At 65.5% G+C, this 23,770-nt stretch carries 19 protein-coding genes; 10 read left to right on the plus strand and 9 right to left on the minus strand.

Annotation, left to right across the window (positions count from 1 at the left end; genetic code table 11):
* Nucleotides 1–4: 4 nt before the first annotated feature.
* The 3 genes from PTE31013_RS05740 (at nt 5) to aroG (ending at nt 7,844) form a co-directional block, all read left to right on the plus strand.
* Entirely contained in the window at nt 5–4,369 is a 4,365-nt protein-coding gene (locus PTE31013_RS05740; RefSeq protein ID WP_150611858.1) for a YhdP family protein, read from the plus strand.
* Nucleotides 4,370–4,823: 454 nt separating this feature from the next.
* Complete coding sequence (gene tldD / locus PTE31013_RS05750; protein ID WP_150611859.1) at nt 4,824–6,284, plus strand: metalloprotease TldD; 1,461 nt, start codon at nt 4,824–4,826, stop codon at nt 6,282–6,284.
* A gap of 486 nt (nt 6,285–6,770) precedes the next feature.
* On the plus strand, nt 6,771–7,844 hold the full coding sequence (gene aroG / locus PTE31013_RS05755; protein WP_150611860.1) for a 3-deoxy-7-phosphoheptulonate synthase AroG: 1,074 nt from the start codon (nt 6,771–6,773) through the stop codon (nt 7,842–7,844).
* A 70-nt stretch (nt 7,845–7,914) separates the two neighbouring features.
* Here aroG and PTE31013_RS05760 read toward each other — a convergent pair whose 3' ends face one another.
* Complete coding sequence (locus tag PTE31013_RS05760; RefSeq protein ID WP_150611861.1) at nt 7,915–8,475, minus strand: cob(I)yrinic acid a,c-diamide adenosyltransferase; 561 nt, start codon at nt 8,473–8,475, stop codon at nt 7,915–7,917.
* 333 nt (nt 8,476–8,808) lie between these two features.
* Between PTE31013_RS05760 and PTE31013_RS05765 the strand changes: the two genes are divergently transcribed.
* Genes PTE31013_RS05765 through glcE form a run of 4 tightly spaced genes read left to right on the plus strand, consistent with a single transcriptional unit; the run spans nt 8,809 to nt 13,723 of the window.
* Nucleotides 8,809–10,230: an FAD-binding oxidoreductase gene (locus PTE31013_RS05765; RefSeq protein WP_150611862.1), complete on the plus strand. Its 1,422-nt coding sequence runs from the start codon at nt 8,809–8,811 to the stop codon at nt 10,228–10,230.
* Between the two features lie 7 nt (nt 10,231–10,237).
* Nucleotides 10,238–11,773, plus strand: coding sequence for an FAD-linked oxidase C-terminal domain-containing protein (locus PTE31013_RS05770; RefSeq protein WP_246173910.1), 1,536 nt, complete (start codon nt 10,238–10,240; stop codon nt 11,771–11,773).
* 1 nt (nt 11,774) lies between these two features.
* Nucleotides 11,775–12,641, plus strand: a complete 867-nt coding sequence (locus tag PTE31013_RS05775; protein WP_150611863.1) for an ion transporter — start codon at nt 11,775–11,777, stop codon at nt 12,639–12,641.
* Nucleotides 12,641–13,723 (plus strand): glycolate oxidase subunit GlcE, encoded by a 1,083-nt coding sequence (glcE, locus tag PTE31013_RS05780; RefSeq protein ID WP_150611864.1) that lies wholly within the window; start codon nt 12,641–12,643, stop codon nt 13,721–13,723. Before PTE31013_RS05775 ends, glcE begins: the two co-directional genes overlap by 1 nt.
* A gap of 51 nt (nt 13,724–13,774) precedes the next feature.
* Here glcE and PTE31013_RS05785 read toward each other — a convergent pair whose 3' ends face one another.
* Entirely contained in the window at nt 13,775–15,307 is a 1,533-nt protein-coding gene (locus PTE31013_RS05785) for an aminotransferase-like domain-containing protein (protein WP_246173911.1), read from the minus strand.
* Between the two features lie 176 nt (nt 15,308–15,483).
* Here PTE31013_RS05785 and PTE31013_RS05790 point away from each other — a divergent pair, with 176 nt between their 5' ends.
* Complete coding sequence (locus PTE31013_RS05790; protein WP_150611865.1) at nt 15,484–15,999, plus strand: hypothetical protein; 516 nt, start codon at nt 15,484–15,486, stop codon at nt 15,997–15,999.
* 53 nt (nt 16,000–16,052) lie between these two features.
* On the opposite strand, the gene PTE31013_RS05795 is transcribed toward PTE31013_RS05790, so the two are convergent.
* Entirely contained in the window at nt 16,053–16,550 is a 498-nt protein-coding gene (locus PTE31013_RS05795) for a glutathione peroxidase (RefSeq protein ID WP_150611866.1), read from the minus strand.
* A gap of 227 nt (nt 16,551–16,777) precedes the next feature.
* On the opposite strand from PTE31013_RS05795, the gene PTE31013_RS05800 reads away from it, so the two are divergent.
* Together PTE31013_RS05800 and proC are read left to right on the plus strand one after the other, a co-directional pair.
* Nucleotides 16,778–17,491 (plus strand): YggS family pyridoxal phosphate-dependent enzyme, encoded by a 714-nt coding sequence (locus tag PTE31013_RS05800; RefSeq protein ID WP_150611867.1) that lies wholly within the window; start codon nt 16,778–16,780, stop codon nt 17,489–17,491.
* 61 nt (nt 17,492–17,552) lie between these two features.
* Nucleotides 17,553–18,365, plus strand: coding sequence for a pyrroline-5-carboxylate reductase (gene proC / locus PTE31013_RS05805; RefSeq protein ID WP_150611868.1), 813 nt, complete (start codon nt 17,553–17,555; stop codon nt 18,363–18,365).
* 157 nt (nt 18,366–18,522) lie between these two features.
* On the opposite strand, the gene ubiA is transcribed toward proC, so the two are convergent.
* The 6 genes from ubiA to PTE31013_RS05835 all read right to left on the minus strand — a co-directional run bounded on the left by ubiA (nt 18,523) and on the right by PTE31013_RS05835 (nt 23,611).
* On the minus strand, nt 18,523–19,395 hold the full coding sequence (gene ubiA, locus PTE31013_RS05810) for a 4-hydroxybenzoate octaprenyltransferase (protein ID WP_150611869.1): 873 nt from the start codon (nt 19,393–19,395) through the stop codon (nt 18,523–18,525).
* A 76-nt stretch (nt 19,396–19,471) separates the two neighbouring features.
* A complete protein-coding gene (locus PTE31013_RS05815; protein ID WP_150612201.1) occupies nt 19,472–20,815 on the minus strand; it encodes a 4Fe-4S binding protein in 1,344 nt (447 codons plus the stop codon).
* A 201-nt stretch (nt 20,816–21,016) separates the two neighbouring features.
* Complete coding sequence (locus tag PTE31013_RS05820) at nt 21,017–21,853, minus strand: FTR1 family iron permease (RefSeq protein WP_150611870.1); 837 nt, start codon at nt 21,851–21,853, stop codon at nt 21,017–21,019.
* A gap of 58 nt (nt 21,854–21,911) precedes the next feature.
* The gene (locus tag PTE31013_RS05825) at nt 21,912–22,235 is read right to left on the minus strand and encodes a cupredoxin domain-containing protein (protein ID WP_174978471.1); all 324 of its coding nucleotides are present in this window, start codon (nt 22,233–22,235) and stop codon (nt 21,912–21,914) included.
* Nucleotides 22,236–22,335: 100 nt separating this feature from the next.
* Nucleotides 22,336–22,959, minus strand: a complete 624-nt coding sequence (locus tag PTE31013_RS05830; RefSeq protein WP_150611872.1) for an iron transporter — start codon at nt 22,957–22,959, stop codon at nt 22,336–22,338.
* A gap of 190 nt (nt 22,960–23,149) precedes the next feature.
* Nucleotides 23,150–23,611: an Lrp/AsnC family transcriptional regulator gene (locus PTE31013_RS05835; protein ID WP_150611873.1), complete on the minus strand. Its 462-nt coding sequence runs from the start codon at nt 23,609–23,611 to the stop codon at nt 23,150–23,152.
* Between the last annotated feature and the right edge of the window lie 159 nt (nt 23,612–23,770).

A 23,770-nucleotide genomic window follows, 5' to 3' on the forward strand; every position in this document is an offset into this window, starting at 1 on the left:
CAGCATGACCGACCGTAAGCCGCCCGCCTCGTCCACCGGCAACCGGTCCTGGTTCTCGTCACTGCCGCGTGGCTTGCGACTGGGCCTGGAATGGCTGCTGGCGCTCGTCGTCATCGCCTATTTCGGACTTGGCGCCGTCGTTCTTACCGCTCGGTACGTCATCCTGCCACGGGTATCGGACTACCGTCCGCAGATCGAAGCCGCCGCCTCACGCGCCATCGGCCTGCCCGTCACCATCGGCCGCATCGATGCCGTCTGGCACGGCTGGCACCCCTACCTGACGCTCGAAGACGTTCGCATTACACGCCCGGCCCCCACCGGTCGCGCGCCCTCGCTCACGTCACACACGACACGCCCGACGCGTGCGACGAGCCCCGCACCGAATCCGCTGGACACGCCACCCGGCGCACCGCCGCCCGCCGAACCCAGCCTGACGCTCCAGCGTCTCGACGCGGTGCTCTCGTGGACCAGCCTGATCCACCTCGACGTGCGCCTGTCGAATCTCACGTTATCCGAGCCGGATCTCACCATCGAGCGCCTCGCCGACGGCGCGATCCTCGTCGCGGGCATGCCGGTGACCGGCAGCGGCGGCGCGACCGACTCGACCGCCGCCGACTGGCTCATGCGTCAGTCGCGCGTTGTGATTCGCAACGGCACCTTGCGCTGGCGCGATGCCACGCGCAACGCGCCCGATGTCGTCATCACGCAGGTCAACGCCATGCTGCGCAATCGCGGCTTTGACCATCGCTTCGGCATGCAGGCAAATCCGCCGACGGGCGTCGTGGCACCGCTCGACATTCGGGCGCGGTTCACCCATCCCTTGTTTGCACGCCCCGGCGAAGCCAAGCGGTGGCGCGGTCAGATCTACGGTGACATCGGCACGCTCGACCTCACCGAACTGGCCCGCTACGTCGACTTGCCGGGCAAGGACTCGCGCGGTCGCGTCGCCGCGCGGGCGTGGGTCGACTTCGATGGCGGCGCGATCACCGGCGCGACGCTGCGCGCCGCGGGGGCGAACACGTCGGTGCAATTGGCAGACGATTTGCCACCGCTCACCTTCGACGCCACGCAGGGCCGCATCGACGTGACCCGCGCGGGGCCGCAGGCCGACGCCGGCTGGCAACTGCGCGCCCGCGATCTGACGCTACGGGCCGCGGGCCGCCCGGCGCTCGACGTGCCCGATTTGCATGCCACCTACTCGCCGGGCACGGCCGAGCACGGGCTTCACGTCGCGTTCGCGGGCCAGCGCTTCGACATTGGCGCCGCAATGGCGCTGGTGCCGTCGTTGCCGCTCGATCCACAAACGCGCCAAGCACTCGCGAGCTTCCAGCCGCGCGGCCGCCTGGCCAATTTCGACATGAGCTACCAGGCGCCGAAGCCCCACGGCCCGGGCAACTGGCGCGACCTGCCGGGGATGCGACAACTGCCGCCGGAACACGAACGCTACCGGGTGGTCGCCGACTTCGACGATCTCGGCATTGACAGTGCACCGAGCCCGCATCCGCCTGCGGATCCGGGGTCGCCCAATGCCGGGCGTCCCGGGTTCGCTCACCTGAGCGGGCACATCGACGCCGATCAGTCGCGAGGCAGCCTGACGCTCGATGCAAAACACGCCGCGCTCGACTTCCCCGGCCGCTTCGACCAGCCGCGCATCGACCTCGACACGCTCACCGCCCGCACCTCGTGGCGCGTCTCGCACTCGGTGACCCAGCGCGACGCCCCGGCGAACGTGCAGGTACGCGTCGACGCCCTGCATCTGCAGAACGCCGAGCTGACGGGCGATGTGAGCGGCACGTGGCGTAACGGCGGCAAAGGCAACGGCATCGTCGACCTGAAGGGCAACATCGTGCGCGCGAACGCCAGTGCGGTGCCGCGCTACCTGCCGACCGACATCGGCGCGAGCGTTCGCGATTACCTGCAGCGTGCGCTGCTCGCGGGCACGGTGCAGAACGCGCCGTTCGCGGTGCAGGGCGATCTCGACGACTTCCCTTACGGCAAGGGCGGCGGCAAGTTCCGCATCGACATTCCGCTCGTGGACGTCACCTTCAACCCGTCGCCGCTGCGCCCCGGTCACACCGAGGTCTGGCCGGCCTTCGAGAAGGTGCGCGGCAATTTGCGCTTCGACGCGGACAAGCTGCACATTGCCATCGACACCGGCACGGTCTTCGGCGTGACGCTCACGCAGGTGGTGGGCGACATCAACGACATCGGCCAGGACAATGCCGTGCTCACGCTCAAGGGCGACGCCCGCGGCCCGGCGGCGGACTTCGTGAAGTACCTGAACGGCAGCCCGGTGGGACATTGGATCGGCGACTTTACCGACGAGACACGGGCGAGCGGCACCACGCAGCTCGCCATGCAGTTGTCGATGCCGCTCGATCACACCGATCGATCGAAGGTCACGGGGCGCGCGCGCTTCCTGCGCAACGACATCACGTTGCTGAGCGGTCTGCCGACCTTCGGCGCGGTGGACGGGGAACTGGCATTCACCGAGCGCGGCATCTCGCTCGACAATCTGCGCGGTACGTTCCTGGGCGGCGACGTGCGGGCCTCGGGCGGCAGTCGCGACGGCGGCACTATCGCGCTGAACATCGCCGGCACCTTGACCGCGCAAGGGCTGCGCGACAATCAAGAGAGCGCGTCGCTGGCGCAACTGGCCAAGCGCATGACGGGCAGTACCCCCTACACGGCGACGGTCACGGTGCGTCAGGGCATGACCGAGATGGCCGTGCAATCCACGCTCACCGGGCTGGCCGTGAACCTGCCCGCGCCGCTCGGCAAGCGGGCGGAGACCTCGCTGCCCGCGCGCTTCACGCTGCGCCCGCTGGCAAACCCGGGCGGCCGCCGCATCGACACACTCGACTTCGCCATCGGCAGCGTTCAGGGCAATTACGTGCAGCAGCGTAGCGCGGGGAACGGCGCGCGCGTCGAGGTGCTGCGCGGCGGCATCGGCATCGACCAGCCCGTGCCCGCACCGCGCGAGGGTGTGCAGGCGGCAGCCCAGTTCGAGACGCTCGACGTTGACGCCTGGCGCGGCGTTATCGCGGCGCTCAGTAGCGACGCCAGGACCACCAGCGCGCAAGGTGCGCAGGGCACTGAGGGCACCGCGCCCGTCGCGGCGGCGTCAGCCACGACGGCCACGACGGCGCGCGACGAATTTGGCGCGCTTACGCCATACCTGCCGACGCGTCTCGCCCTGCATGCCAAGCAGGTGCGCCTGATGTCGCGCCAGTGGCCGGAACTGGTGCTGGGCGCGCAGCGCAACGATCGCGACTGGCAGGTCAGCCTGGCTTCCGATCTCGTCTCCGGCTTCGCCGAGTGGCATGCGCCCGATGCAAAGAACCCGTCGGGCACCCTGCGCGCACGGCTCGCGAAGCTGGTGATCCCGCGCGAAGACCAGGGCAACGATGTGCTCACGCAAGTCCTCGATGAACCGAGCGACGAATTCCCGGCCATCGACGTCGTCGCCAACGATTTCGTCCTGCGTGACAAGCCGCTGGGCCGGCTGGAATTGAATGCGCACAACGATGTCGAGGACGGCGTGCCCGTGTGGCAGCTCACCCAACTGTCGCTCACCAACAGTGCTGCCACGCTCAACGTCAAGGGCAACTGGCGCACCTCGCGTCGCCGCGCGGGCGCCGCGGGAGGGGACGTCGTGCCGCGCCGTACCATGCTCGACTTCCATCTCGACGTGAAGGATGCCGGTGGCCTGCTCGATCGCCTGGGTCTGCCCAAGACGCTCAAGGACGGCTCGGGCACGGTCTCGGGCCGTTTCGGCTGGCAAGGTGGTCCCGATGCGATCGATTACCCGACGCTCGGCGGGCGCGTCGCGATCGACCTCAAGCGCGGCCAGATCCTGAAGGCCGACCCGGGACTGGCCAAGCTGCTGGGCATTTTGTCGGTGCAGACGCTGGCCAAGATCCTGACGTTCGACTTCAACAGCCTGATCGGCAGCGGGCTGCCCTTCGACAGCATCGACGGGAACGCCACGATGCAAGGCGGTGTCGCCAATACCACCGATCTGACGATCAACGCCAACGTGGCGACGATCAAGATCGACGGGCATACGGATCTCGCGCGCGAGACGCAGAACCTGAACGTACTGGTGCTGCCAAAGATCAATGCAGCGTCGGCGTCGCTGGCGTGGGCCATTGTCAACCCGGCACTGGGCATCGGCTCGTTTTTCGCGCAACTGGCGCTGGGCGAACAGCTCTCGCGAACGCTCTCGACGACCTATCATGTGAGCGGCTCCTGGGACAATCCCGTCATCGAACAGGTCGACGGCAATAAGAGTAAGATCGATGCATCCCCGGAAACCCGGCCCGGCGCGCAAAACAACGCTCAGCCGCGCGGCTTGCCCGGCAACTGATGGCCTATCCGATACGCCTGACGCGTTCGATATGTCCGACGTGCTCGACGTACCCGACATGCCCGATATACGGTTCCGCCCCGAATCCGCCCATGACATGATGCGTCCCGACACGCCGCCCACCGCCAAGCCCGCCACGACGCCGGCAATGCCGTACGGACGTTTGACGCGTCCCTTGCTGGGACCCTCGATGGCCGCATGGGCTTGTCGAGCGGCGACGACCTGCGTTTCCCCGAGTTGCCTCGTGCCATGGGTGACGGTACGCTCGACGTCGTACCCGCCGCCCACCGCGACCCGAAGGGCCGCGCGCACCGAGGTCGGCTGCCGCACCCGCGAGCCATTGGGACGCCGAGCCATGTGCCGGCGCGCGCACGGGGCGGCATTGCATGCTGCAGGGTTGATTTCACCGCTTCCGCCCTCATCTTCCGAATACCTTTTCCTGGCCTGACACCGCATGAAAATCATCGACACCGGCATCCAGAACCTGGCCACGGCCCGTGAGCTGCTGCTCACGCCATACGGCCTTGACGAAAGCCACCTGCAACGCGCGCTGGGCGACATCTTCACGCACCGTGTGGACTACGCCGACCTGTACTTCCAGTACACGCGCAGCGAAGCGTGGAGCCTCGAGGAAGGTATCGTCAAATCGGGGTCGTTCTCGATCGATCAAGGCGTGGGGGTGCGCGCCATCGTGGGCGACCGGACCGCGTTCGCCTACTCCGACGACATCTCCGATATCGCGCTCAAGGACGCCGCCGCGGCCACGCGCAGCATCGCCACGGCCGGTCGCGGGCGTGTGAAGGTTGGCAACGCGCTCTCGAACACCAGCGGCCACGGGCTGTACCTGCCGTCCGATCCGCTCGCCTCGCTCGACGCGAACGGCAAGGTGGCATTGCTCGAACGCATCGAAAAACTCGCCCGCGCACGCGATCCGCGCGTGTCACAGGTGATGGCCGGGCTGGCCGGTGAGTACGACGTCGTGCTGGTGGCGCGCAGCGACGGCGTGATCGCCGCCGACGTGCGGCCGCTCGTGCGGGTGTCGGTCACGGTCATCGTCGAATCCAACGGCCGCCGCGAAATGGGCAACAGCGGCGGCGGTGCACGTCTCGACTACGCGTTCTTCACCGACGACCGGCTCGAAAAGTACGTCAGGGAAGCGGTCGATGGCGCCATCGTCAAGCTCGACGCACGCCCGGCGCCGGCCGGCGCAATGACCGTCGTGCTCGGCCCGGGCTGGCCTGGCGTGCTGCTGCACGAGGCCATCGGCCACGGCCTGGAAGGCGACTTCAACCGCAAAGGCTCGTCGGCCTTCTCCGGACGCCTCGGCGAGCGTGTCGCCGCCAAGGGCGTCACGGTGGTCGACGACGGTACGCTCGCCAACCGCCGCGGCTCGCTGAACATCGACGACGAAGGCAATCCGACGCAGTGCACCACGCTCATCGAGGACGGGATTCTGCGCGGCTATATGCAGGACAGCCTGAACGCGCGTCTGATGAAGATGCCGGTCACGGGTAACGGCCGCCGCGAATCGTATGCCGCGCTGCCGATGCCGCGCATGACCAACACGTACATGCTCGGCGGCGACAAGGATCCCGAGGAAATCATCGCGTCGGTCAAGCACGGGCTGTATGCCGTGAACTTCGGCGGCGGGCAGGTCGATATCACCAACGGCAAGTTCGTGTTCTCGATGTCCGAGGCTTACATGATCGAGGACGGCAAGATCACGTACCCGGTCAAAGGTGCCACGCTCATCGGCAACGGCCCGGAATCGCTCAAGGACGTCACGATGATCGGCAACGACATGTCGCTCGACTCGGGCGTGGGCGTGTGCGGCAAGGAAGGGCAGAGCGTGCCTGTGGGCGTCGGTCAGCCCACCCTGCGCATGGAGAACATGACGGTCGGCGGCACGGCTTGACGCGGATTCGCACGGTCAAGCACAACATAATCAAGGCCTACGGCGCGTGCCATGTCACGCGCCGGATGGCGCACCGCAAAAATGCGTCAAGCATAGCAAAGCGCCCGGCTCAAATCGGGTGATTCCGCGATTTTTCTTTAAAGCGCGATTATTTGACGCAATTAGCGACAGTGAAATACGCAAACTCCGCATGTTTCCGGGCCATGTAGCGGCTATCGCGGTTGCGGCGTCATTCGATTAGGCGTATAAAGTGGTTCCTGTGCACGGCAAATGCGTGCAATGCAATGTTGAAGACCTCGCTCATGACCGCCCATCCGTTCTACTTTTATTTTTTTGCGATTCTCGCACCGCTGGCGGAAGGAGAGGGGCAGTTGCAGCAGTAAGCACCGAAACGAATCCTGAAAAACCGCCAGCAAGCCTGGCGGTTTTTTTTTGACCCGAATCCCGAGAAACGAACCGCAGCTCGAACTGCGCAGGAGAAATGCCATGCCTCCCCACAACACCGATGATGTCCGTATTCGCGAGCTCAAGGAACTGACGCCGCCGGCGCATCTGATTCGCGAGTCCCCCTGCTCGGACAAGAGCGCGGACCTCATCCATCGCTCGCGCAGCGCCATTCACCGCGTGCTGCACGGCATGGAAGACCGTCTCGTCGTCATCATCGGCCCGTGCTCGATCCACGATCCGAAAGCCGCGATGGAATACGCGGCGCGCCTGGTCGAACAGCGTGAACGCCTGAAGGGCGAACTTGAGATCGTGATGCGCGTGTACTTCGAGAAGCCGCGCACGACGGTGGGCTGGAAGGGGCTGATCAACGACCCGCACATGGACAACAGCTTCAAGATCAACGACGGCCTGCGTCTCGCGCGCGAGTTGCTCGCGCAGATCAATGAACTGGGCCTGCCCGCCGGCACCGAGTACCTCGACATGATCAGCCCGCAGTACATCGCCGATCTCGTGTCGTGGGGCGCCATCGGCGCGCGTACCACCGAATCGCAGGTGCACCGCGAACTGGCGTCGGGCCTGTCGTGCCCGGTCGGTTTCAAGAACGGCACCGACGGCAACGTGAAGATCGCCGTCGATGCCATCAAGGCCGCGTCGCAGCCGCACCATTTCCTGTCGGTGACGAAGGGCGGCCATTCGGCGATCGTGTCGACCGCGGGTAACGAGGACTGCCATCTGATCCTGCGTGGCGGCAAAACGCCAAACTACGACGCCGCCAGCGTGCAGACCGCCTGCGACGACATCGCCAGGTCGGGCCTGGCCGCGCGCGTGATGATCGACGCATCGCACGCGAACAGCCAGAAGAAGCATGAGAACCAGATCCCGGTCTGCGAGGACATCGCCCGCCAGATCGCCGCCGGCGACGACCGCATCATCGGCGTGATGGTTGAGTCGAACCTCGTGGCCGGACGTCAGGATCACGTGCCAGGCAAGCCCCTGACCTACGGCCAGAGCATCACCGATGCCTGCATCGACTGGGAAGACAGTCTGAAAGTGCTCGATACGCTGGCCGAGGCCGTGCGGGCACGCCGTCTGGTGCACGGCGCGGGCAATTGAGGGAGCGGGCGGCCGCTGGTCGCCCGATGTCCCTGCCCGAGCGCAAGGACCGAGGGGCGCAGTCGCTCGATTACGCGCCGCCGTCGGTCCGGTCGCGCCGCCACAGCACGTCGGTGCCGCCGCCGGCCCGATTGAGCACCCTGGCGAGCACGAACATCAGGTCGGACAGGCGATTGACATACTGACGCGGCGCGGGGGCCACCGTTTCCTCGGCGCCAAGCGCCACCATGGCGCGTTCCGCACGACGGGCAACGGTCCGGACCACATGCGCCAGGGCCGCCGCGCGCGTACCGCCCGGCAGGATAAACTCCTTGAGCGGCGGCAGATCGGCGTTGTAACGGGCCAGCCAGCCGTCGAGCCTCGCCACCTGGGCGTCGCCGATCAGCGCGTGACGCGGCGTGCTCAGTTCCCCCCCGAGGTCGAACAGATCGTGCTGAATGTCGAGAAGTACGGCGCGCACGTCCGGTGGCAGCGCTTCGCACAACAACACCCCGATGTGCGAATTGGTCTCGTCGATCTCGCCGATGGCGACGATTCGCAGGCTGAACTTGTCGACGCGCGAGCCGTCCCCAAGGCCGGTCTTGCCTCCATCGCCCGTACGCGTGACGATCTTGCTCAAACGATTCCCCATCTTTCTGATTCCTGCCCCTCGCGGCATCGCTTGCCCGCCAGCCCGCAATTCGGCCGCGGACCGACTTGCCTGCGTTGATTGAAATGGACCGCACACGCCCCGAATGCCTGCTTTTCAGGCAATTCCGATGGCGCGCGGTTGCGTCAAGTCCGTATGATATGACGCAAAGGGTGGGGAAAAACGCCGCCACAGCGTAAAATCCCCGCTCATAAGACGTCAGGGCCTGCACCCCGGAATATTGTCGTTCCAGGCCATGCCCGAGACCTCGCCCCCGATTTGGAGCCTGCCATCGCCTATCGGCGCTGGCCGCCCGGAGACCTGAAGGAGATCACCGTGAATCACCCCCATCTGCCGTTCGCCGCCAAGCGTGCGTTTCCCGAGGCGCTGCTCACCGAGTTGCAAGCGCTTCTGGGCGAGCGCGTGAGCACCCAGACGGCGCTGCGCGAACATCACGGCCGGGACGAGTCTCCGTTCGACCCCATGCTGCCGGACGCCGTCGCCTTCGCGCATAGCACCGACGAGGTCTCGCAGATCGTCAAGCTGTGCGCCAAATACAACGTCCCCATCATTCCGTACGGCGCGGGCTCGTCGCTCGAAGGCCACCTGCTCGCGGTCGAGGGCGGCCTGTCGCTCGACCTCTCGGAGATGAACCAGGTTGTCTCGATCAACGCCGAAGACCTGACGGTCACCACCCAGCCGGGTATCTCGCGCAAGGCGCTCAACGAAGCGCTGCGCGACACGGGCCTGTTCTTCCCGATCGACCCGGGCGCCGACGCCAGCATTGGCGGCATGTGCGCCACGCGCGCGTCGGGCACCAATGCCGTGCGCTACGGCACGATGCGCGAGAACGTGCTGGCGTTGACCGTCGTGCTCGCGGACGGCCGCGTCATCCACACCGGCACACGTGCCCGCAAGTCCTCCGCGGGCTACGACCTGACGCGCCTGTTCGTCGGCAGCGAAGGCACGCTGGGCATCATTACCGAAGCGACGGTGCGGTTGTATCCGCAGCCCGAGGCCGTGTCGGCCGCAGTCTGTGCGTTCCCCAGCATGACCGATGCCGTGAACTGCGTCATCCAGACGATTCAGTTGGGGGTGCCGGTCGCACGCGTCGAGTTCGTCGATGCCCTGGCCGTGCGCGCCATCAACAAGCATTCGAAGATGACGTTGCCCGAAACGCAAACGCTGTTCTTCGAATTTCACGGCAGCGATGCCGGGGTGAAGGAGCAGGCGGAAACCGTCGAGGAACTGGCCAAGGAAAACGGCGGGACCGGCTTCGAATGGGCCACTCGCACCGAAGACCGCAACCGTCTGTGGAGCGCGCGGCATAGCGCGTACTTTGCCATGCTGCAACTCCGGCCGGGTTGCCGCGCGGTCACCACGGACGTCTGCGTGCCGATTTCGCGCTTGGCCGAGTGCGTGGGTGAGACCGAGCAAGACCTGCGGGCGTCGAGCCTGCCCTGCCCGATCGTGGGTCACGTGGGCGATGGCAATTTCCACGTGGCGATCCTGATCGATCCGGACAAGCCCGAAGAGATCGAGGAGGCCGAGCGGCTCAACCAGCGTATTGTCGAGCGCGCGATTCGCATGGGCGGCACATGCACCGGCGAGCATGGCGTGGGTCTGCACAAGATGGGCTTCCTCGTCACCGAACACGGGGAAGGCGCTATCGACGTCATGCGTGCGATCAAGATGTCGCTCGATCCGCACAATCTGCTCAATCCGGGCAAGATTTTCCAGTTGCACCCGGCGAGCTGAACGCCGCATGAACGCCCCCGCCACCCCGCAAGGTCAATCCGGCCCGCTTCAGGCGGGCACCGGAACCGACGACGCCGACGCGCTGAGCACGCGCCAGCGTCACTTGCTCGACGCGCTCACGCAGATCCTGCCGCCGCATTGCATTTTGCATCGACGCGAAGACACCACGCCGTATGAGTGTGACGGTCTTGCCGCATACCGCCGCGTGCCGCTCGCCGTCGTGCTGCCCGAGTCCGAAGCGCAGGTGCAGCGCATTCTGCAGGCCTGCCATCAGCTCGGCATCCCGGTCGTGCCGCGAGGCGCGGGCACCAGCCTGTCTGGCGGGGCGATGCCTATCGCCAGCGGCCTGGTGCTCTCGCTCGCCAAGTTCAAGAAGATCGTCGAAGTCGATCCCTATGCCCGTACCGCCACGGTGCAGCCCGGTGTTCGCAATCTGGCGATCTCAGAAGCCGCCGCGCCGTACGGCCTGTATTACGCGCCCGATCCCTCGTCGCAGATCGCCTGCACCATCGGCGGCAACATCGCGGAGAATTCCGGTGGCGTGCACTGCCTGAAGTACGGGTTGACCGTGCACAACGTGCTGCGCGTACGCGCCATCACGATGTCCGGCGAGGCCATCGAGTTCGGCTCGCTGGGGCCCGACGCGCCCGGCCTCGACCTGCTTTCGGTCTTCATCGGCAGCGAGGGCATGTTCGGCGTCGTGACCGAGATCACCGTCAAGCTGGTGCCCAAGGCGCAGACGGCACAGGTCATCATGGCGAGCTTCGACGATGTGGAGACCGGCGGCAACGCCGTCGCCGCGATCATCGCCGCCGGCATCATTCCGGCCGGGCTGGAAATGATGGATAAGCCGGCCACGCAAGCCGTCGAGGAATTCGTTCACGCCGGCTACGATCTCGACGCTGCCGCCATCCTGCTGTGCGAATCGGATGGCACGCCGGAAGAAGTCGCCGAGGAGATCATGCGCATCTCCCACGTGCTGCGCACCTCGGGCGCGACACGGTTGCAGATTTCCCGCAGTGAAGAAGAGCGCCTGCGCTTCTGGTCGGGACGCAAGAACGCATTCCCCGCGGCCGGGCGCATTTCGCCGGACTATTACTGCATGGATGGCACAATTCCGCGCCGCGCGATTGGGACGTTGCTCAAACGCATCGAAGGTCTGGAACAACAGTACGGATTGCGCTGTATTAACGTCTTTCACGCGGGAGACGGCAACATGCATCCGCTCATTCTTTTCAACGGCAATGACCTCGACGAGTGGCATCGCGCCGAGGCGTTCGGTAGCGACATTCTTGAAGCGTGCGTCGAACTTGGCGGCACGATCACGGGCGAACATGGCGTGGGCATCGAGAAGATCAACTCGATGTGCGTGCAGTTCTCGCCGGACGAGCGCGACGCGTTTTTCGGCGTGAAGCGCGCGTTCGATCCGGTCGGACTGCTCAATCCCGACAAGGGGATTCCCACGCGCGCACGTTGCGCCGAATACGGCAAGCTGCATGTGCGCGGCGGTCTGTTACCGCATCCCGACCTGCCGAGGTTCTGACATGCGCCCGCTGTCAGCCTGGCTGCCGCACGATTGGCGGCAGCGGCTCTACATCATCATCTTCGAGGCCGACACCCGCGAAGGGCGGCTTTTCGACGTCGCGCTGCTCGCCGCCATCGTGCTGTCGGTGTTCACGGTCATCATCTCGAGCGTGCCGGCCGTGCAAGCCACGGCCTCGCTGCCGATGGCGATCCTCGAGTGGTGCTTCACGCTGCTCTTTACGGCCGAGTACATCGCGCGCTTGCTTAGCGCGCATCGGCCACTGCGTTACGCGCTGTCGTTCTACGGCATCATCGATCTGCTGGCGATCCTGCCGACCTACCTCGCGATCCTGGTGCCCGAGCTGCACGGCCTGATCGATGTCCGTCTGCTGCGACTCATGCGCGCGTTCCGAATTCTGAAGCTCACGGCGTATGTGAACGAAGCCGGGGTGCTCAGCATTGCGCTCTACAACGCGCGCCGCAAGATCCTCGTGTTCCTCGGGTTCATCTCGATCATCGTGGTGATCTTCGGCACGCTCATGCATATCATCGAGGGGCCCGAGCACGGTTTCACGAGCATTCCCGTCGGCATCTACTGGGCCATCGTCACGCTCACGACCACCGGCTACGGCGACGTGGTGCCCGTCACCGCCCTGGGCAAAGCGATCACCGGTTTCGTCATGCTGCTCGGCTACAGCGTGATTGCGATTCCCACCGGCATCATGGGCGCCGAAATTCATTCGGTGATGCGCAAGAGGGCGATCACCACGCGCACCTGCCGTCAGTGCCACACCGAAGGGCACGACCCCGATGCCCGCTACTGCAAGGATTGCGGTAGCGAGCTGGGGCCATATCAATCCGACCTGCCACCGCCAGAACCCAGTTGATGACCGATACGAACGACACACTCGAGCACTTCCGCGCCGTCATCGAGCATGCCACGGTGCACCGCACGCCGCTTCAACTGCGGGGCGGCGGCACCAAAGCGTGGTACGGCCAGCAACGCGTGGGCGACGTGCTGGACACGCGCGCCTACAGCGGCATCGTGGCCTACGATCCGGCGGAACTGGTCATCACAGCCCGCTGCGGCACGCCACTGGCCGACATCGAAGCGGCGCTGGCCGAACACAATCAGTTGCTGCCGTTCGAGCCGCCCTACTTCGGCCCTGGCGCGACCCTCGGCGGTGCCGTGGCCGCCGGGCTTGCCGGGCCGCGTCGCAGTGCGGTGGGGGCCGTGCGCGACTTCGTGCTCGGCGCCAAGTTGATGGACGGTCGAGGCCATGTGCTGACCTTCGGCGGACAGGTGATGAAGAACGTCGCCGGTTACGACGTCTCGCGCATGCTCGCCGGTTCGCTCGGTACGCTTGGCCTGATTCTCGAGATGTCGCTCAAGGTACTGCCGCAACCGTTCGCCGAGCTGACGCTGCAATTCGAAATGAACGCTATCGATGCTGTGCGCAAGCTCAATGAATGGGGCGGCCAGCCGCTGCCGATCACGGGAAGCGCATGGCGCAACGACCTGCTGGTGATTCGTCTGGCAGGTGCGTCGGCCGCAATCAAGGCGGCGCGCGTGAAAATGGGGGGCGAACTGGTCGATGCGATTCATGCGGCGAAATTCTGGCACGCCATCCGTGAGCAGACCGACACTTTCTTCGCCGACGCGGGGCCTGGGCAGGCGCTGTGGCGCCTGGCGGTGCCGTCGACGGCCGAGCCGCACCGGCTGCCGGGCAAGCAACTCATCGAGTGGGGCGGCGCGCAGCGCTGGTGGATCACCGACGCCGACGCGCAAATCGTGCGCTCGGCGGCACGGCAGGACGGCGGGCATGCCACGCTGTTCCGCTATGGCGAGCCCGGCGTGAGCGTCTTTACGCCATTGCCCGCGCCGGTCATGCGCATACACCGCAATCTGAAATCGGTGTTCGACCCCGCCGGCATCTTCAATCCGGGGCGGATGTATCCCGAGTTCTGAACGCGATGGCGCGTCGCGTTGCCGGGTCTTGCGATCTCGCCCCCCGTGCGCTCAGCGCTTCGCGTCCAGCAAGCGCGTGACCTCGGTCGCGAGCGTGCGTACCGCCATGTCGACCTCGCGCGTGAACGACTGCCCGCCGTTGATGCGCAGGAAGTGGTCGTAGCGCGCCGAGTTGGAAAACAAACTGCCCGGCGCGACGCGAATCCCCTTGGCAAGCGCCGCGTCGAACAGCCGTTCCGAGCTGACACCGCCGGGCATCTCCACCCACAGACTCAATCCGCCCGCGGGCAAAGTCAGGCGCGTGCCCGCGGGGAAGTGGGTCGCGATCGCTTCGGCCATCGCCGCGCGATGCTCGCGCAACTGGGCACGTAGATGACGCAGGTGCCGATCATAGCGGGGGGAGTCGATGAACTCGCCCATTGCGATCTGGGCGAGCACTTCGTTGGGACGCGTCTGCGCGTATTTGAGCATCTCCACGCGCCACTGCCACTTGCCGCCCGCGATCCAGCCGAGCCGCATGCCCGGCGCCAGCGTCTTGTGCAGCGATGCGCAGTGAATCACGTTGCCAGTCGTGTCCCATGAGCGAATCGCGGCGGGGATATTGCCGTCGTCGCCCAGCGCCGAATACGTGTCGTCTTCGATGATCGCAATGCCCCGCGACGCCCCCCACTTCACGAGCCGCGCCTTGTGCGAGTCCGGCATCACCGACCCGAGCGGATTCTGGAAATGCGGCACGACGATGACCGCCTTGATGTTGTCGTAGGTCTCGCTCGCCAACTCGAGCGCTTCGAGCGAGATACCGGTCTGCGGACTTGTGGGAATTTCGAGCGCGTGCATGCCCATGCTCTCCAGCGTCTGCAACAGCGCGTAGTACGTCGGCGACTCGACGGCCACCACGTCGCCGGTGCCCGCCACCGCACGCAGCGCGAGATTGATCGCCTCGATACAGCCATGCGTGACGACGATCTCCTCGGGATTGATGTTCATGCGCGCTTCCAGGGCGCGCCGGGCAATCGCCGCGCGAAACCGTGCCTCGCCGCCGCCGGGCGGGGGGGTGCCATAGAGCATCGGGTGATCGCGCAACGCGCGAATCGTGGCCTGGCGCAGCGCGTTGACCGGATAGAGCGACGGGGCCCCGTGGGCGACGGCGAAGTTGATCTTGACGTCGGCCTGCAGCCCTCGCGCGAGGATCGACGACACGCGCTGGTTGATGCCGGCGTACTGCCTCAGGTCAGGCACCCACGGCCGCGGTTCGGCCACCGGTACGAGACTCGCCCGGGCAGGCGCGCGCACGAAGTAACCGGAGCGGGGACGTGCCTCGAGCAGGCCCTGCGCCTCCAGGTAACGGCACATCTGCAACGCCGTCGACAGGCTGACCTGATGCCGCCCCATCAACGTGCGCACGCTCGGCATGCGGTCGCCCGGCGCCAGCGTACCTGCCTCGATGGCATGTCGGTAATGAGCGGCGAGTTGGCGGTAGAGCGGTGTGCGCTCCGCCGGGACGGTGTCGGGTGGAGGCGTCGGATCGCCCGTGGTCAGCGGCGTATCGTCCAAGGCAGCGAAGGGGAGTGTGACGGCATTCATGCGCCAATGATCGTTCATGGCACGCGACCATAACAGATACAGATTCAATGAATCAGGATCGTAACAGATTGCCGGATGCCGCTCTGTTGCGGGTGAAACCGGGCAACTGTGTGCCTACCGGGGCGCGCCAGCGGCCGATACGCTGTACTCACCCGTTCAACGCCCCGGAGCCCGTCATGGCCAAGCCCTCCCCACCCCCGCTCTCGTCGCTCTCGTCGCTTTCGTCGCTGTCTTCGCTGGCATCACTACCGGCTGTGTCTCCTGATGCCGGGCTCGCGCGAAGTCGCGGCGATGCCGAATCGACGGGAGGGCGCGCCCTCCCCCGGGCCGCCGCCCGCCCCGTCGGCATGGAGGGCGACACGTCCGGCACGCGCGGCTCTCCCCTCACGCTGGCGCGCGGACAGTCGTTTCATGCGTATGCGAGCCGTGGCACGGTGTTCCATGTCCAGCGAGGCCGGGTGGTGTTCAGGCTCGCGCCGAGCTGGCTGTCGGGGAGCGTCTGGCGAGACGCCGTCGCGCTGACGGCGGGGCAGGTGTACGTGGTCGAGACGTCCGGCTGGCTGGCACTGACCAGCGATGCCGGCGCGCGGATCGCATTGCGAGAGGACGCGCACTCGGCACGCCGTCTTGCCGCGCCGTGGGAATACATCATGCGTCGTTGGCAGCGGATTCTCGACGGCTTGAGGTTCTGAGTCGGTCGGCGCGACGGTCTGACACAAGCGGCTCGGTCACGCCGTCGCAGTGCTCAAGCGGGAAGCCGCTTCTCGATGTCGACGCGAATGTCTTCGGGTTTCGCCGTTGGGGCATAGCGCGCCACGACCTGCCCCGTCGCATCGACGAGAAACTTCGTGAAATTCCACTTGATCGCCTTCGTTCCCAGCACGCCGGGCTTCTCCTGGGTTAGGTAGGCATAGAGCGGGGCGGCGTTCGGCCCTTTGACGTCGACCTTGGCGAACAGGGGAAACGTGACGTGAAAACGCAGATCACAGAAGCTGCGAATGGCCTGCGCGTCGCCCGGCTCCTGCTTGCCGAACTGATTGCACGGGAACGCGAGAACTTCGAAGCCGCGCGGGCCGAGCTGTTCGTATAGCGCTTGCAGGCCGGCGTACTGCGGCGTGAACCCGCATTCGCTCGCCGTGTTGACGATGAGCAGCACCTTGCCACGATACTGCGACAGACTGACGGTTTCGCCCGCGAGCGTCTGGACGGAAAAATCGTACACTTGCTGCGAATTCGCGCTCATCTCTGGCTCCGAGTGAAGGTTGGCACCGCGCAGTCTGCCACAAGCCGCGCGCCGCAGCGCTTCGGCGTGCGCCGGACCTGCTTGGGCGGAACATCGGCACGGGTAGCACCTCGTTGTTTCCCGGGTGGCACCTCGTGTGCGGGCACGGCTATAATCGTTGACCTGCAACGTCTTTGCAATGCGCCCCGCGCCAACGACACCGCCTCACCGACGCCAGAACCTGCCTCATGTCGACCATTGCCGCTCATCTCGACAACGTGCTTTCCCGGATTGCCCGTGCTACTGCCGCCGCCGGTCGGCCGGCGGGCAGCGTGCGCTTGCTCGCGGTCTCTAAGACATTCGGCGCCGATGCCGTGCGCGACGCACTGGCGGCCGGCCAGCGGGCATTCGGCGAGAATTACGTGCAGGAGTCGCTCGACAAGATTGCCGCGCTCTCCGGCGAGACGGTCCACGGCGAACCGCTCGAATGGCATTTCATCGGCCCGCTGCAAAGCAACAAGACGCGCGCGGTGGCCGAACACTTCGACTGGGTGCACTCGGTCGACCGCCTGAAGATCGCCGAGCGCCTGAGCGCGCAGCGCCCGGCGGACCTTCCGCCCTTGCAGGTGTGCCTGCAGGTCAACATCAGCGGTGAAGCGAGCAAGAGCGGCGTGGCGCCTGCCGACGTGCCCGCCGTGGCGCGTGCCATCGCTGCGCTGCCGAATCTGCAATTGCGCGGCCTGATGGCGATTCCCGAGCCCGAGGACGATCCGGCCCGCCAGCGTGCGCCGTTCAAGGCCGTGCGCGACTTGTTCGACACGTTGCGCACCGACGGCCTGGCGATCGACACGCTGTCGATGGGCATGTCGGGCGATCTCGAAGCGGCTATCGCCGAGGGTGCGACAATGGTGCGCATTGGCACCGCGATTTTCGGCGCACGTGACTACGGCTCCCGAGCCTGATCGCGGCGCGCCGCAGCAAGAGGTAATGACGGTAACGACTCACGCAACGCAAAGGATGGTTATGAGAATTGCATTCATCGGCGGCGGCAACATGGCCAACGCCCTGATCGGCGGACTCGTCAAGCGCGGCACGGCCCCGCGCGACATTCTCGCGATCGACGTCAACGAATCGACCCGCGACGCCCTCGTCAAGCAGTACGGCGTGGACACCGCCAGCGCCCCGAACGATCGCCTGCGCGATTACGACACGATCGTGCTGGCCGTCAAACCGCAAGTGCTCAAGGACGTCGCGCAAGCGCTCCAGCCGCACCTGAACGGCCAACTGGTGATCAGCATCGCGGCAGGCATTCGTGCGTCCGACCTGGCGCGCTGGCTCGGCGGTCACAATCAGATCGTGCGCTGCATGCCGAACACGCCCGCCCTTATCGGCATGGGCATCACGGGTCTGGCAGCCCTCTCGGGCGTCGATTCCGATCAGCGCAAACGCGCCGAGAACGTGCTGGGCGCCGCGGGTCAGATCGTCTGGGTGGAGAAGGAAAGCCAGCTCGACGCCGTGACGGCCATCTCCGGCAGCGGCCCGGCGTACGTGTTCTATTTCATCGAAGCGCTGGAGCAAGCCGCACATGAACTGGGCTTTTCGCCCGAGCAGGGACGCCAGTTGGCCATCGCCACATTTACCGGCGCCTCGCAACTGGCGGCGCAGTCGAGCGACCCCGTGAGCGTGCTGCGCGAGCGTGTGACGTCCAAGGGCGGCACGACGTTTGCCGCCCTCAGCTCGTTCGAGCGCGACGCCATCAAGGCGGCTATCGTGCGCGGCGTGCACGCGGCCAATACCCGCGCCAGGGAACTCGGCGACGAGTTGGGCGACGCCTGACGGGCGCTCGGGCGCGTCAGCCGCCTGAGTCGGTCAGTCGTAAAGACAAACGGACCGCAGGTGAACTGCCCCACTCCCGGGGATCAGTTCGCGTGCGGTTCGTTTTCGTTTCATTGGCGAACGTCCACATGGACGTCCGTGCCGGCCCCCCCCCAACCTACGCCTGCGCCGTCAGCAAGTAGTGCCCGGCGATGCCCGCGAACACGGCGGCACCGAGCCAGTTGTTGTGACGGAACGCGGCGAAGCACGGCATGCGCTCGCGTCCGCGAATCAGGAAGTAGTGATAGACGGCGCAGCCCACCGCCACCGCCATGCCGAGCCAGAACGGCCAGCCGAAGCCAAGATACGCACCCACGCCGGCCTGGATGCCGAGCGCCCCCGCGTAGCAGAGCATGATCGCCAACACGTCGAAACGGCCGAACGTGATCGCCGACGTCTTGATGCCGATCTTCAGATCGTCGTCGCGATCGACCATCGCATATTCGGTGTCGTAGGCCACCGACCAGAGCACATTCGAGAGCAGCAGCACCCACGCGATGACCGGCACCTGATCCTGCACCGCGGCGAAGGCCATCGGAATACCGAAGCCGAAGGCCACGCCGAGATATGCCTGCGGAATTGCCAGGAAGCGCTTGGTAAACGGATAGGTGCCCGCCACGAACAATGCCGGGATCGAGAGCCACTTGGTCAGTGCGTTGAGCGGCAGGATCAGCAGGAAGCTCGCCAGGGCCAGCGTGGCCGCCACGGCCACGGCTTCCCACGCATGAATGCGTCCCGACGTGATCGGCCGCTCCTTGGTGCGTTTGACGAACTTGTCGAAGTCGCGGTCGGCGTAATCGTTGATGGCGCAACCCGCCGAGCGCATCAGGAAGGTGCCGAGCGTGAAGATCGCCAGTAGCGGCAGATCGGGATGTCCGCTGGACGCGATCCACAACGCCGCAAGCGTTGGCCACAACAGCAGCACGGTACCGATCGGCTTATCGAGACGAACGAGGCGGAAATACAGCGGGAGACGTTGAGCGAGCAACATGGGTGTCACACAGGAAGGCTTGTGGCGACATTGTAGGCCACGGGCCGGAGGCGCGCCAATTCGCGTGCGCCAGGCGTCACCAGATCCAGAACATCAACAGCCAGAGCCAGTTGACCAGCGCCAGCGCCGCCACGACACCGGCCATCCCGGCCAGACGCCGCCCAAGCGAGCGCGCATGCCGTCCGGTCACGCGCCAGCCAAGCCACAGGCTCCACAGCGTGGTCGCGGCGAGAATGGCGGCGCGCACATCGTTCGCCCAGTACACGGGCAGATGCTCGGCGCGCAGCAGACTGATCGTCGTGGCCGACAGGCCGATGAACACCCCGGCGCCGGCAATCGGAATCAGCGACTGCACCAAGTGATTGAATCGCGACGTCTGCCACGGCCCCATCGCCCGGTTCGCCAGCGCAAAGAGCACCGTGAAAGCCAGGCCCAGCAGCAGACCGTTGCCGAGAATGTACGTGACGACCATGCCGCCATCGAGCCACGAGAAGACGTCGCTCTGATCGGGATAATTGGTAAAGATGAACCACGGCGCATTCGTCTCGAACGGCCACATGATGTTGTGATCGATGAGCCACGTGGCGAGCATCGTCTTGGTCGCCACGAACCACGGGTTCGCCGTCCAGTGGAACGCACCGATGGCCACGCCGAGCAGCCCATACATGACGAGCACGCTGTCCCATACGCTGTTGTTTTCGGTCGCCCCGAACTTGACGATCTCGTCGCTCGGCGAGCGCCCCGTGAGCGCGATGGCGTCGCGATGCCCGGCGCAGCGACCGCACATATGGCATTGTGCGCCGCCCTTCATATTGCGCATCGGCACGAGCGGCGCGCAATTGACCGGGATGATCTTGTGACCGTTGGTGTGATACGACCGACGCCAGGCGTCTTCATTGACCTTGAAGTGGAACGGGGCCAGACGCGCGAGCAACGAGAACACGCCGTTGACCGGGCACAGGTACTTGCACCACACGCGTTTGTCGCGGCCATAGGAATAACCGATCACCATCGCGCCGATGGTTGAGCCGCCCAGCACCAGCAGTACCGCCTTCGGATACTGATACACGCTGACCATCTGGCCATAGAGCGTGGTGCCGGCAAACGCCACGAACGGCCAGCCGCCCCAGCGCATCCAACGGGGAATGGCGCGCCCGCGTCCGTGGCGGCTCGCAAATTCCGAGAGCGTGCCTTCCGGGCACAGCACGCCGCACCAGACACGCCCCATCAAGACCATGCTGATGAGCACGAACGGCCACCAGATGCCCCAGAAGGTGAACTGCGCGAAGACGGTGAGGTTATTGAGGATGTGTGCCGTCTCGTCCGGCAACGGTAGCATGACCGGCACGCCGATGAGGAACGCGTACACGAGCACGATGCCCCACTGCACGCCACGGATCAGCTTGCCGTGACGTTGCATCCAGAGCCCTGCGCGGGCCAGTCGGTTCGGGACAGGTATGGCGATGCTCATGCTCAATTCGTACGTCGGAGAAACAACCTTGTCAGGCTGACGGATCGTGCCGATGCCGGGGCGCTTGTGACGCTGGCATGTGCCTGTCCAGACAGACCATTGTGGTGCACCGGCGGGACGGATTCACGCCCCCCGTTGCACGCTACCCGCTCAGGCGGGCTTGACCTGCTTGGCCGGCCCGTCCGCTCGCTTGAGCAGCGCCCAGATGAACAGCCAGTACACGCCATACACCAACAGGTTCATGCCGGCCGGATGCGCGCGATACCCCGTCAGGGTGGCGACGAGACTACCGAACGGGCTGGCGTCATCAAGCAGTGCGGAGGTGTCCCACAGTTGATCGACCAGCGTCGGCACCAACTCGAGCGAGATCAGGCGATCGAGCCCTGACTCCAGCAGCCCCGCTGCCAGTAACAGCAGCATGATTTCCGTCACGCGGAAGAACAGGCGCCACGAGAAGACCTTCCCGCCCAGTTGCAGCAGCCAGAACGTGGCGAGCGCCAGCGCAAAGCCGATCAGCACCGCGAGCCACATCGACGGCGGCACACTGCCTTGCTGGCCAAAGCCGATCCCGTACAGGAAAATGGCCGTCTCACTGCCTTCACGGGCGATGGCCAGCGCCACCAGCACGAGCACGCCCCACCATGTGCCCTGATCCTGGTTCTTGCGCAGCGACGATTCCATGTCGCGCTTGAGCGTGCGCCCGTGACGCTTCATCCAGAAAACCATCTGCACGATCAGCACGCAGGCGATCAGCACCATGGCGATCTGGAAGTAGTCCTGTGCGTTGCCCGAGAGCGCCTCGGTAAAACCGACGAGTGCGGCCCCCAACGCCACGGCCGCCGCAACCCCGAGCGCAACGCCGGCCCACAGATAAGGCAAGCCGCGCTTGGCACCGTGCTCAGGGTTGGCCAGCCACGCATGGAGAATGCCGACGACCAGCAATGCCTCGACGCTTTCGCGCCAGACGATGAACATGACCTGACCCATCGTGTGATTCCTCTTGTGATGCCTGTCTTACCGTATGTCCAGAACGACTTCCGCCGGCTTACTTGGCGACGATCACGCCTTGCGCCTGCTGATGGAAATCGTCGAAAAACTTGTACTCGCCGGGTTGCAGCGGCGCGATCACCACAAACGACTGCGCGCCCGGTGCGAGCACCTTCTCCTTGCGAAGTTGCAGGCTCTCGAACTCGACGGCGTTCGTTCCGGTGTTGTGCACCTCGATCTTGATGCGCTTGCCGGCCGGCACCTCGATGCGGGCCGGGTTGAGCTTGCCGTTGTTCATCTCCAGCCGGAAAGTGGGCAAGTCGTCGGCGCGAGCGAGCGACGGCGCGCCCAGCACGAACAAGGTCGCCACCACGGCAATCATCGAGGCCAGCAGGCGCGCGATGCGCTGATTCATCCTTCTGCTCCAAACGAAAACAGCGCCGGCCCCCAGGCCAACGCCGAATCTGGGTGATATGGGTGGCTTAGTACCCGCCCTTCTTGCCAATCCCCGAGAAAATGAAATCCACTTCCTTGGTCAGAGGCTTGAACCACGGACCCACACCGGTTTCCTTGTCGACGTGACGGCCAAAGCACCATGGCCCCATGCCGCCATGCGCCGCATGGGCACCGGCCGCTGGCGTGGCACCCATCTTGCAGCCGAATGCCTGCAGCGTGCCCGGCGCATTGACAACCATCGTCAGCTTGTACTTGCCGACCCCGGCCAGCTTGACGTTATCGCCATAGTGCGGGCCATCGCTCGCGACCATCGGCATCATCAGACCGTCGATGGACGCGCCATCCGGGGTCTTGCCGTCGCTCTTCATCTTTTGCAGCTTGTAGGTGATTTCCAGCCCCGGAATCCAATCGCCTTCGGCATACCCGTTCGGATTCTTGGCGATCGCGTGAATATCCGCTTCGAGGTGGATGTCCGACTTGGCGGCATCGCGCATCATGCCGGCCGGTTCCATCGTGACCGGCTGGAGATACACCGTGTTGATTTCCATGCCCGCCACGTTCAGCGGTTTACCGATGGGGAACTCGGCGGCATTCGCCAGGGTAGCCACACCGGCAAGCAACACCGCGGCCACGAGGGATTTCACGCGCATACACACTCCAGATTGACAAAGAAGTTAATGCAAACAATTCTCAGTAATTTTAGCACTAACGCATTCGCCAGACAAATGCGCGAAGTCAAGGCAACCGGGAAATAAACGCGAAATTTGTACACGGCGCGAGCGTCGGCGGGGGCGCGGGGCGATTCTTGGCCGCCCGTTACGGAAAATTACCGGTCGAGGCTCAGGGCAGCACGCCGCCCCGGTCGATCTTGCGGGCGAGCACGACCGAAGTCGTCGTGCGGGTAACGCCATCGACCTCGCCAATCGTGTCGAGCAAAGCGTCGAGCTGGTCTGCCGACGCCGCGTGCAGCCAGGCGACGTAGTCAAACTCGCCGCTCACGGTGCACAGCAGGTGAATCTCCGGCATCTTGTTCAGACGCCGCAACACATCTCGCCCCGAGCGTGGTTGCACGCTGATGCCGACACAGGCCTGCAACCCGCCACCGGCGGCGTCCTGCCCGAGTCGCACCGTGTAGCCGGCGATCACGCCCGCTCGCTCGAGCCGCGCCAGGCGGGCCACTACGGTGGTGCGCGCCACGCCGAGCCTGCGCGCCAGATTGGCCGTGCTCTCGCGCGCATTCACCCGCAGCAGGGCGAGCAGGCGACGGTCGAGTTCATCGAGTGCGGTCGCGGACAGCGTCATCGGATTTCGCCTTGAGTGTCATCATCGGAATTACAAAGCGCGATTATAGAACCCGGAACCGCACCGCCGCGCCCGGCGCTCCCCATTGTCCGACAGCAAGAGATACGATGACATGCGCGCGCAATCCATCGCTATCCATGCATCGTTGAAGCCGCCTCA

The organism is Pandoraea terrigena, from assembly GCF_902459705.1.
Lineage (GTDB): Bacteria > Pseudomonadota > Gammaproteobacteria > Burkholderiales > Burkholderiaceae > Pandoraea > Pandoraea terrigena.